This window comes from Inquilinus sp. (assembly GCF_057815775.1).
The window spans coordinates 1-10415 of sequence record NZ_JBYRFX010001011.1 but is presented as its reverse complement, the minus strand read 5'-3'; the positions used below and the strand labels follow the sequence as shown (position 1 = coordinate 10415).

The following is a 10415-nucleotide window of genomic DNA, read 5'->3' as shown; positions in this document are numbered from 1 at the left end:
GCACAGCAGCAGGGATTCGCGCGTCCGCCGCGCCACCCCGCCCAGCGTCGCGCCGGCCGGGGAGGGACGGATGAAGGCGGCGGGGTCGCGGGTCAGCAGCTCCATCCGCGTCTTGTCGCCGAGGATCGACCCGCCGGAGCGCTGCGACGACGGGTCGACCGCCAGCACCGCGACGCGATGGCCCTGGCCGGTCAAATGCAGGCCGAAGGATTCGATGAAGGTCGACTTGCCGACCCCGGGCGGGCCGGAAATGCCGATGCGGATAGCGCCGCCAGCGGCGGGGGCCAGCGCCTCCAGCAGCGCCTCGGCCCGGTCGCGGTGATCGCTGCGGCGGGATTCGACCAGGGTGATGGCGCGGGCCAGGGCCCGGCGGTCGCCGCCGCGGATCTGCGCCGCCATGCCCTCGATCGTCTCCGCCGTCACCCGTGGGTCCCCGTGCCTGATTCTGCCCGGGGAAGGCTAGGCGATTTGGCTCGGCCGCGTCCAATGCCCGGGGCTTGCCGCCCTTTCAGCCGGCCGGCCCGCCGATCTGTTCCGAGATGCGCGCGGCCGCTTCGCGCAGCGCGGCCAGCGCCTCGGCCAGCGACACCGTGTTGCCGCGCTGCGGCAGGAAGGGCAGGCTCAGCGCGGCGACGGCGAGGCCTGAGGGGTCGAGGATCGGCGCGCTCATGTCGGTCAGGCCGGGCGCCGTCTCGCTTGGCGCCACATCATGCCCCGTCGCGGCGATGCCCTCCAGCCGGGCCAGGATGTCGTCGACCGGCAACTCGTCGCGCTGCGCCATGATCCGCACCATCTCGCCCCGCCGCGGCTCGCGCTGGAAGGCGGTGAGGATGCGGGCCGAGACCAGATGGGTCGACAGCGGAAAAACGGCGCCGAGCCGCACCGTCCAGCCCATCGGCCGGTCGGGCTCGGCCTGGGCGATGATCAGGAAATGCTCGCCGCTGGCCATGCTGAGGTGGCAGGCCAGTTCGACCTGGGCGGCCAGCGCCTCCATCACCGGCAGCGCCGCCTGCTGCAGCCGGCGGGTCGGCGGATGCTGCGTCCCCAACTGGAACAGCCGCAGGGTCAGGCCGTATTCACCGGTCTTCGGATTGCGGGCGACATAGCCGCGCCGCTCCAGCACCCCGAGCATGCGGAAGATCTCGCCGACCGACCGGCCAACGCGCGCCGCCAGCTGCTTCTGCGTGATGCCGCCGGGCTCGGCTGCCAGCGCCTCCAGCAGATCCAGCCCTTTCTCCAGTGCCGGCGCGCCGGGGCGGGGGGCTGTGTCGTCAGCCCCCCTGTCGTCGGCGTTGACTTCATCATCCATCTGTCGTTCCATATTTGAAATTATAACGACACCAATGAAATTCGGATATCAGCAAGATGTCCGGCATCGGAGGAACCGCCATGAAGATGCTGTCCCCGGATTCGGTGACGCACTACCAGCAGCATGGCTATGTCGCGCCGATCCGCGCGCTTTCGGCCGGGGAGGCGGCGGAGGCCCGCCGGCAACTCGAGGCGCATGAGCGCACGCATGGCGCGCTGAAGGGGCCGCTGCGTCACAAGAGCCATCTCCTGTTCACCTGGCTGGATGAGTTGATCCGGCATCCCCGCATCCTCGACGCGGTCGAGGATGTCATCGGTCCCAACATCCTGGCCTGGGGGTCGAGCTTCTTCATCAAGGAGCCGCACGACCCCGGCTACGTCTCCTGGCACCAGGACTCGACCTATTGGGGCCTCGACCCCGCCGACATCGTCACCGCCTGGGTCGCGCTGTCCGAAAGCACGGCGGAGAACGGGGCGATGCGGGTGATCCCGGACAGTCACCTGCTGGAGCAGGTGCCGCATCGCGACACCTTCGCCGCCAACAACCTGCTGTCGCGCGGCCAGGAAATCGCGGTCGAGGTCGATGAGAAGCGGGCGCACATGCTGGTGCTGCAGCCTGGCGAGATGTCGCTGCACCATGTCCGGCTGATCCACGGCTCGGACCCGAACCCGTCGGGCAAGCGCCGCATCGGCTTCGCCATCCGCTATCTGCCGACCCATGTCCGCCAGGTCGTCGGCACCCACGACACGGCCACGCTGGTCCGTGGCGTCGACGCCTTCCACAACTTTGCGCCGGAGCAGCGGCCCGAGGCCGACCTGTCCGAGGCGGCGCTGGCGTTCCATGCCCAGGTCACCGGCGCGCACCAGCAGATCCTGATGCGGGGCACCGACCGGCCGCCGGCCGCCTGACGCGACCGACCCGCCTGCGCCCATTCGGGGCGCGGGCGGTTGCCGCCGCACCGGCGGCCCAGCAAACCGACCGGCCGGGAAGGCCGGCATCATAGGCGACCGGCCGTCCGGCCGGTCCCAAAGGGGAGGAGGGACGCCATGTTCGCGCGCCTGCGCTGGTTCATCGTCTTCCTGCTGTTCCTCGGCGGCGGCATCAGCTACCTCGACCGTGCCGCGCTGTCGATCGCGGCACCGCTGATCGCCCAGGACCTGGACCTCGACCCCGCCCGCCTCGGCATCGTCTTCAGCAGCTTCTTCTTCGGCTATGCGCTGTTCTGCTTCGTCGGCGGCTGGGCCTCCGACCGGATCGGGCCGAAGAACGTGTTCACCCTGTCGATGTCGGTGTGGTCGGTGTTCTGCGGCCTGACCGCGGCGGCGACCAGCATCGGCGCCCTGCTGGTGGTGCGGGTGATCTTCGGCATGGGCGAGGGGCCGTTCAGCGCCACCGCGAACAAGGTGGTCAGCAACTGGTTTCCGCGGCGCGAACAGGCCAGCGCCGTCGGCCTCGCCAATGCCGGCCAGCCGATCGGCGCCGCCTTGGCCGGCCCGGTGGTCGGCACCATTGCGGTCACGGCGGGCTGGCGCATTTCCTTCATTGTCATCGCCGTGATCGGCTTGGCCTGGGTGGTGTGCTGGATGCTGTTCGCCACCGACCGGCTGGACCAGCACAAATGGCTGAGGGCGAGCGAACGGGACGCGGTGGAGCAGGCCAAGGTCGACGCCCCGGTGCTGCCCAGGCTGCCGCTCACGACCTATCTCCGGCGCCCGGCCATCCTGGCCACCGCCTTCGCCTTCTTCGGCTATGCCTATATCCTCTATTTCTTCCTGTCCTGGTTCCCCAGCTACCTGACCTCGGCCCAGCACCTCAGCATCCAGAAGATGGGCATGGTCAACGCCATCCCCTGGCTGGTCGGCTGCGTCGGCATGGTGCTCGGCGGCTTCGTCTGCGACCACATCTACAAGCGCACCGGCAACCCGCTATTCGCCCGCAAGCTGATCCTGGCCGGCAGCCTGGCCATCGCCGCCCTCTGCGTCGCCCTGGCCGGCGTGGTCACCGGCATCGCCGCCGTGGTCGCGCTGATGGCGATCTCGGTCTTCTTCATGTACCTGACCGCGAACACCTACTGGGCCATCATTCTCGACACGGTGGAGCCGGGGCGGGTCGGCAGCGTCGGCGGCTTCGTCCACCTGATCGCCAACCTGGCCGGCATCGTGGCACCTGCGGTCACCGGCTACATCATCGAATGGACCGGCAGCTATGCCGGCGCCTTCGTGCTGACCGGCGCCATCGCGATCCTGGGGGCGCTGTCGGTCGCCGTGTTCGTGCGGCCCCCGGCCCGGGCGGCGCCGGCGTCTCTTCCCGGGTCGCTGGCGGGTGCGGTCCTGCCGCGCCGGTGACGATCAGGTCGCCTCGACCATCTACGGGTCGCGGTTCGGCCGTTCCGGCACCACCAGTTCGCCGCGCTCCGCCGCCTCCTGCTGCCGGCGCCACATCTCGGCGTAGCGGCCGTTCTCGGCCAGCAGTTGGGCGTGGTTGCCACGCTCGGCGATGCGGCCATCGGCCAGGACGATGATCTCGTCGGCATCGATCACGGTCGACAGCCGGTGGGCGATCACCAGCGTGGTCTTGCCGCGGCTGACCTCGCGCAGATTGGCCTGGATCTCGCGCTCGGTGTTGGTGTCCAGCGCCGAGGTCGCCTCGTCGAACAGCAGGATCGCCGGGTTCTTCAGGATGGTCCGGGCGATGGCGACTCGCTGCTTCTCACCGCCGGACAGCTTCAGGCCGCGCTCGCCGACCCTGGTCTCGTAGCCGTCGGGCAGGCGCAGGATGAAGTCGTGAATCCGGGCCATCTGCGCCGCAGCCACCACCTCCTCCTCGCTCGCCCCGGGGCGGCCATAGGCGATGTTGTAGCCGATGGTGTCGTTGAACAGCACGGTGTCCTGCGGGACGATGCCGATGGCGGCGCGCAGGCTGGCCTGGGTGACCTCGCCGATATCCTGGCCGTCGATCCGCACCGATCCGGCGGTCACGTCGTAGAAGCGGAACAGCAGGCGGCTGATGGTCGATTTGCCGGCGCCGGTCGGGCCGACGATGGCGACGGTGTGGCCCGCCGGCACGGTGAAGGTCACGCCCTTCAGGATCACCCGGCGCGGGTCGTAGCCGAATTCGACATCGGTGAAGCTGACCGTGCCGCCGTCCACCGCCAGCGGCGGAGCCCCTGGCGCGTCCGTCACATCGGGCGGCACGCCGAGCAGCGAGAACATCTTCTCGATATCGACCAGCGCCTGCTTCACCTCGCGGTAGACGAAGCCGAAGAAGTTCAGCGGCAGGTACAGCTGGATCAGATAGGTGTTGGCCAGCACGAAGTCGCCGACCGTCAGCTTGCCGTCGACGATGCCCTGGGCCGCCATCCACATCACGACGGTCAGGCCGGCGGCGATGATCGCGGCCTGGCCGATGTTCAGCAGCGACAGCGAGACCTGACTGCGCACCGCCGCCCGTTCGTAGCGGATCAGCGACGCCTCGTAGCGTCGCGCCTCATGCGCCTCATTGCCGAAATACTTGACCGTCTCGAAGTTCAGCAGGCTGTCGATCGCCTTGGTGTTCGCTTCCTGGTCGGTCTCGTTCATCTGCCGGCGGTACTTGGTCCGCCATTCCGTCACCATCAGGGTGAAGGCGACGTAAAGCACGACGGTGACCAGCGTCACCAGCGCGAACCAGATGTCGAGGATCCACCACAGGATGCCGACGACGAACAGGATCTCGACCAGGGTCGGCAGGATGTTGAACAGCATGAAGCGCAGCAGGGTGTCGATCGCCGCATTGCCGCGTTCGATCGCTCGCGACAGCCCGCCGGTCTGGCGGTCGAGATGGAAGCGCAGCGACAGGCCGTGCAGATGCTCGAAGGTGGCCAGGCCGGTCCGGCGGATGGCGCGCTGCGCCACCTTGGCGAAGATCGCGTCGCGCAGCTCGCCGAAGGCCAGGCTCAGCACCCGCGCCAGGCCGTAGGCCATGATGGCGCCGACCGGCAGCACCAGGGCGAGCGAAGCCTTGCCCGACAGGGCGTCGATCGCCTGCTTGTAGAAGATCGGGGTGTAGACGCTGGCGACCTTGGCGGCGATCAGCAGCAGCACCGCCACCACCACCCGCGCCCGCATCTCCAGCTGGCCCGGCGGCCAGAGATAGGGGGCAAGCGAGCGCAAGGGGTTTCGACCCTTGGCGGCGTCGATGACGGGAGGGGGCGTGGCGGCGTTCATGGCCCGTACCCTAGGCGGGCATCGCCCGGCCGTGAAGTCCCAAGCCGCTCAGCCGAAGCTGCTCGATGAAACTCTGCCTTCTGCCGCGTTTCGCACTTTGTCGGGATTTCGGACCACGTAGATGCCGATGATTTTTTCGCGCTCGATCTGCAAAGCCGTGCTCTGCACGACAGTTCCGCCTTCCATCGTCACGAAGCCCGGCAGGCCGTCGATGACCGCGTGGCGGATCAGAAGCGATGGCTGCGCGGCAAAGAGGCGGGCGAGGCGGGCATGCAGGGCCAGGACCATCTCACGCCCGACCAAGGGCTGTTGCACCGTCGGAACCTTGCCGCCGCCATCGGCCGTGCAGACGACATCCTCGGCCAGCATGTCGCGCAACGCCACCATGTCGCCGGTCCGTGACGCCGTGAAGAAGGCGGCGGCGAACCGCAACCCCTGGTCCTCGGTGATCAGGAACCGCGGACGGGCATCATGGATATGGGCCCGCGCCCGGCTGGCGAGCTTGCGGCAGGCCGCCACCTCGCGCCCGATCGCGTCGGCGACCGCTTCGAACGCCATCCCGAAGACGTCGTGGAGCAGGAATGCCGCCCGTTCCAAGGGGGACAGGCGCTCCAGCGCGATCATCAGGGGCAGGGTGATGTCGTCTGCCGCCTCATCATCCTCGGGGTTGAAGATCGGCTCGGGCAGCCATGGCCCGATATAGGTCTCTCGCCGGCGCCGCGCGGATTTGAGTTCGTTGAGGCAGAGCCGGGTGACGATGGTGTGCAGCAAGGCCGCCGGCTCGCGCACCGCATCGTCATCGACGGCGCGCCAGCGCAGCCAGGCATCGTGAACCACATCCTCCGCATCCGCGACCGATCCCAGCATCCGGTAGGCCAGGCGGACAAGGCGTGGACGGAGATCGGAGAAGACCGGGTCGGGTCGCATGTCGGTCATGGGCGGCGTGAGCAATCGGCTGGAACCGGATCGAGCATGCTACCGCGGACGAACTGCAGCGTCGCCATCGCCACCCGCCGTCCAAGGTGACGCGCGGTGGCGAGGTCGGAGTCAGGGGGCGCCGTATCCGCCCCTTCATCGGTGTTCGATTGAGCCCCGGCCCCCAGCCAGAAGCCGAGCCGGTTCAGATCGTCCTCCGAGCCGGATGAAGAGCAATTCGCCGGAGGGAGGTCGAGGCTTACCCAATGCATTCCGTGCTGCGCCGCGAAGAGGGCCATCTGGATGAGCGTCGAGAGCTTGTCGCCGGATCTCGACCCCGAATTGGTGAAGCCGGCGGCGATCTTGTCCTTCCAGCCATATCCCTGGGCCATCACGGCTGCAGACGATGCTTCCTGGAACGCTTTGAACTGCGCCGATGCGGCGCCGACATAGGTCGGTGAGCCGAAGATGATGGCCTGCGCCGCGGCGAGATCGTCCCAGCGCCGCGGCGTGTCCTCCACCGGGAGAAGCAGGGCTTCGGTGCCGTCCACCTGCTCGACGCCGGCCTCGACCGCTTCGGCCTGGCGTCGCGTGTGGCCATAGCCGCTGTGGTAGACGATCGCGATGCGGATCCGGGGCGCCGCGGCGCCCGGCTCTCTTGCAACTCTCTGATGGGTCATCATCACTTCCTTCGACATTGCGGTTGCGAAGGACATGACAAGATCACACCGGAAAACGTGACACGGCCCGATATTTTCCGATGAACGGCGCGTGCATGCGACAGTCCGAAAGGCGGAGTTGGGCATCTGGACAATGCTCGGTCAATTAGATAAAATTGACCGTGTTTGTTGCGTATTGGCAACACTATGTGACTTTCACGAACAATTTACGCATAGTGGGCTCCTCTTATTCCCTGGAAGCGCTAGGTATTTAAAGGTCCGCCGGAGAGTGATCATGCGCCGCCTTGCTGCCCCCCTCCTGTTCCTGCTGCTGGGCACGGCTGTCCTGCCTGTCGCGGCCCAAGCCGCCATTTCCCAGCCCGACGTGGCCGTCGCCGGCCCGAACACGCTGTCAGACCAGCGCGTGGCGATCGAAAGCGCCATCGGCAGCGCCGAGACCATCGCGGTCGGCGGCGTCGTGTTGAAGGCCGGCCAAGTCCGCGACCTCTACGCCGCCCGCGGCTGGTTTCCGCTGTGGATCGACATGGACGGTCGGCTGGACCAACGGGTCGAACCGATCATCGCCCGCCTGGCCAAGGCGGATGAGGAGGGGCTGATTCCGGCCGACTATTATGTCGAACAGCTGCAGGGGCTGACCCGGTCGGCCGACCCCTCCGACACTGTCGCCGCCGAAATCCTGCTCAGCGCCGCCGTGATGCGCTATGGCGCCGACGTCCATTCCGGACGGCTGGTGCCGCGCGACATCGACAAGACCTACGACATCACGCCCAAGCCGGTCGACCGGGCGGCGCTGGCGACGGCGGCATCGATGCTGCCCGACCCGGATGCGTTCCTGGCCGACCTCGCGCCCAAGCATGCGATGTACCAGCAGTTGAAGAGCGCGCTGGGCGGCTATGAGGCCCTGGCGGCGGCCGGCTGGCCAACGCTGCCTGCGGCCGGCGACAGCGTGCGGCCGGGGCAGGAGAGCGACCGCGTGCCGGTGCTGCGCGCCCGCCTGGCCGCCACGGGTGAGTTCGCCGGCGACCCGGCCGACAAGAGCCGCCTGTACGACCCGGTGCTGGTCGCAGCGGTCGAGCAGTTCCAGACCAAGCACGGGCTGAAGCCCGACGGCATCCTGGGGCGCAGCACGGTGACAACCCTGAACAAGCAGGGGGCCGACCGGATGGACCAGATCGTCGCCAGCATGGAGCGGCTGCGCTGGCTGCCGGACGATCTCGGCCCCGATTACATCATGGTCAACCTCGCCGCCTACAGCATGAACGTCGTCGCCGACGGCAAGCTGGTGCGCAGCATGGATGTGGTGGTCGGCCAGTCGGACAAGCAGACGCCGCTGTTCAACAGCGCGCTGACCTATCTCGAATTCAACCCGACCTGGACCGTGCCGCCCTCGATCGCCAGCAAGGAGTACCTGCCGAAGCTGCGCAACGACCCGACCTACCTGTCCAGCCGCAACTACAAGCTGTTTTCCGGCTGGGGCGGCGGGTCGCGGGAGATGAGCGACGGCTCGGTCGATTGGCAGGGCGTCGGCACCGGCGGCATGCGCAACCTGCGCATCCGGCAGGAGCCGGGGCCGGGCAATGCGCTGGGCAAGGTCAAGTTCATGATGGCGAACAACTGGGCCGTCTATCTCCACGACACGCCGTCGAAGAGCTTCTTCCGTCAGGCCAACCGAGCCCTGTCGCATGGCTGCGTCCGGCTGCAGGATCCGATCTGGCTGGCCGATTATCTGCTCCAGGGATCGCCGGACTGGACGTCGGACAAGCGGGCCCGGGTGATGGGCAGCTGGACGCCGACGACCCGAATCAACCTGCCGGCGGCGATGCCGCTGTACCTCGTCTACCAGACCGCATGGATCGACCAGACCGGCGAGGTGGCCTTCCGCAACGATGTCTACGGCATCGACGCCAAGGTCATGAATGCCCTGAAGACCCGCGAAACCCAGCGCGAACAACTCGCATCTTCACGTTGAACGCTGGCTGAGACTCAAGCGTTGCTCGAATGGGCGGCCTAGAACGGGCCGCCCATTTTTATTTCATCTTGATGTTTTCGAGAGGCCATAAATTCTCTATTAGGAATTTCATAAGTTTTACTGTGATCTATTCCAAAAGTGCGACAGATGTACCACATTGTTGCCGATATAGCACAGATATTCTTTGCGCAGCTGCGAAGAAATGGTTGATTCCGGCTCCGTCCTGCCTCAAAAAGGTCTCCATCAAGCGCCCGGCGCCAGTAACGGCGTTCAATGTGGCAGAAATGCTAAACGCGGGTGTAGTTAGTTAGGAGCAACGGGGAACGATGCAGAGACGGCAATTCCTCAGAATGACAGCAGGGGCCGCGGCGGTTGCCGCCGTTGCGCCGCTCGCACCACTCTCAGCCTATGCCGCTACCAATCGAAGATCGCTGCACCTTTACGACGCTCACAATCTGGTCGAAATCAAGGAAGAGTACTGGGTCGACGGCTGGTACAATCCAGACGTCCTGGCCAAGTTCAATTACTTCCTGCGCGACTGGCGGTCGGACGAAGTCCGGGTGATGGACCCGGGCCTGCTCGACATTCTCAACTCGCTGCAGCGCAAGGGCGGTTCGGCCGAGCCGATCCACATCGTCTGCGGTTATCGCTCCCGGGCGACCAACGCGATGCTCGCCCGCCGCAGCCGTGGCGTCGCACGCAACTCGCTGCACATCCAGGGGCAGGCGGCCGATATCTTCATGCCGAATATGAGCTTGGGCAGCCTGCGGTCGACGGCCGTGGGCCTGGGCGCCGGCGGGGTCGGTTACTACCCCCGCTCGAACTTTGTCCATGTCGACACCGGCGACGTCCGCACCTGGTAAGCCAGGGGCGGACCGACCGAACAGGGGCCGCCGCGAGGCGGCCCTTTCTGATTCCGGGTCACAGCTCGATCAGCGCATAGGGCCGGCCGCTCGGCTTCTCGATGCCCCAGGCCACATTATAGACTGGCGCGCCGCCCGGGGTGCGGCCCTCATACACGCCGCGATGGGCGTGGCCGTGCACCACGGCGCCGACCGTGAAGCGGTCGATCGTCTCGGCCAAGCGTGAGGAGCCGAGGAAGGGGTAGATCTCCAGCGGCTCGCCCTCGATGGTCTCGGCGATCGGGGCGTAGTGCAGCACCACCAGCGCCCGCTGCGTCCTCACCGCGCGCATGGCGTTCTCCAGCCGCATCGCCTCGCCCACCGCCACGGCGACGAAGTCCTTGGTCTCGGGCTCGCCGAAGGAGCCGAGCATCCGCTTGCCGAATCCTCCCGCGAATCCCTTGACCCCGACGAAGCCGACGCCGTCGATCTCGC

General features: G+C 67.3%; 10 protein-coding genes. 4 read left to right on the top strand and 6 right to left on the bottom strand.

All coding sequences use genetic code 11. The features are described 5' to 3' along the window. On the bottom strand, nucleotides 1–399 hold a 399-nt coding region (locus AC3XYG_RS36100; RefSeq protein WP_489144726.1), incomplete at its 3' end, for a P-loop NTPase family protein. 109 nt (nucleotides 400–508) lie between these two features. Further along, nucleotides 509–1309, bottom strand: a complete 801-nt coding sequence (locus AC3XYG_RS36095) for an IclR family transcriptional regulator (RefSeq protein ID WP_489144725.1) — start codon at nucleotides 1307–1309, stop codon at nucleotides 509–511. An 80-nt stretch (nucleotides 1310–1389) separates the two neighbouring features. On the opposite strand from AC3XYG_RS36095, the gene AC3XYG_RS36090 reads away from it, so the two are divergent. Together AC3XYG_RS36090 and AC3XYG_RS36085 are read left to right on the top strand one after the other, a co-directional pair. Then, nucleotides 1390–2217: a phytanoyl-CoA dioxygenase family protein gene (locus AC3XYG_RS36090; RefSeq protein ID WP_489144724.1), complete on the top strand. Its 828-nt coding sequence runs from the start codon at nucleotides 1390–1392 to the stop codon at nucleotides 2215–2217. Between the two features lie 138 nt (nucleotides 2218–2355). Then, a complete protein-coding gene (locus AC3XYG_RS36085; RefSeq protein WP_489144723.1) occupies nucleotides 2356–3654 on the top strand; it encodes an MFS transporter in 1299 nt (432 codons plus the stop codon). 21 nt (nucleotides 3655–3675) lie between these two features. Here the strand turns inward: AC3XYG_RS36085 and AC3XYG_RS36080 are convergent, their stop codons facing one another. From AC3XYG_RS36080 to AC3XYG_RS36070, 3 genes are read right to left on the bottom strand one after another with little or no spacing between them, the layout of a single operon-like run. After that, entirely contained in the window at nucleotides 3676–5514 is a 1839-nt protein-coding gene (locus tag AC3XYG_RS36080) for an ABCB family ABC transporter ATP-binding protein/permease (protein ID WP_489144722.1), read from the bottom strand. A 48-nt stretch (nucleotides 5515–5562) separates the two neighbouring features. Then, the gene (locus AC3XYG_RS36075) at nucleotides 5563–6465 is read right to left on the bottom strand and encodes a sigma-70 family RNA polymerase sigma factor (RefSeq protein ID WP_489144721.1); all 903 of its coding nucleotides are present in this window, start codon (nucleotides 6463–6465) and stop codon (nucleotides 5563–5565) included. After that, complete coding sequence (locus AC3XYG_RS36070) at nucleotides 6447–7235, bottom strand: flavodoxin family protein (RefSeq protein ID WP_489144720.1); 789 nt, start codon at nucleotides 7233–7235, stop codon at nucleotides 6447–6449. Before AC3XYG_RS36070 ends, AC3XYG_RS36075 begins: the two co-directional genes overlap by 19 nt. 148 nt (nucleotides 7236–7383) lie before the next feature. On the opposite strand from AC3XYG_RS36070, the gene AC3XYG_RS36065 reads away from it, so the two are divergent. Beyond that, on the top strand, nucleotides 7384–9078 hold the full coding sequence (locus AC3XYG_RS36065; RefSeq protein WP_489144719.1) for a L,D-transpeptidase family protein: 1695 nt from the start codon (nucleotides 7384–7386) through the stop codon (nucleotides 9076–9078). A gap of 326 nt (nucleotides 9079–9404) precedes the next feature. After that, complete coding sequence (gene mepK / locus AC3XYG_RS36060) at nucleotides 9405–9941, top strand: peptidoglycan L,D-endopeptidase MepK (RefSeq protein WP_489144718.1); 537 nt, start codon at nucleotides 9405–9407, stop codon at nucleotides 9939–9941. A gap of 58 nt (nucleotides 9942–9999) precedes the next feature. Here the strand turns inward: mepK and AC3XYG_RS36055 are convergent. Beyond that, a partial coding sequence (locus AC3XYG_RS36055; protein WP_489144717.1) for a metallophosphoesterase family protein occupies nucleotides 10000–10415 on the bottom strand: 416 nt, incomplete at its 5' end.

Bases quoted from the DNA above. Each gene is read 5' to 3' on its own strand.
- AC3XYG_RS36095 (WP_489144725.1), bottom strand. From the start codon at position 1,309: ATGGATGATGAAGTCAACGCCGACGACAGGGGGGCTGACGACACAGCC.
- AC3XYG_RS36090 (WP_489144724.1), top strand. From the start codon at position 1,390: ATGAAGATGCTGTCCCCGGATTCGGTGACGCACTACCAGCAGCATGGC.
- AC3XYG_RS36085 (WP_489144723.1), top strand. From the start codon at position 2,356: ATGTTCGCGCGCCTGCGCTGGTTCATCGTCTTCCTGCTGTTCCTCGGC.
- AC3XYG_RS36080 (WP_489144722.1), bottom strand. From the start codon at position 5,514: ATGAACGCCGCCACGCCCCCTCCCGTCATCGACGCCGCCAAGGGTCGA.
- AC3XYG_RS36070 (WP_489144720.1), bottom strand. From the start codon at position 7,235: ATGCCCAACTCCGCCTTTCGGACTGTCGCATGCACGCGCCGTTCATCG.
- AC3XYG_RS36065 (WP_489144719.1), top strand. From the start codon at position 7,384: ATGCGCCGCCTTGCTGCCCCCCTCCTGTTCCTGCTGCTGGGCACGGCT.
- mepK (WP_489144718.1), top strand. From the start codon at position 9,405: ATGCAGAGACGGCAATTCCTCAGAATGACAGCAGGGGCCGCGGCGGTT.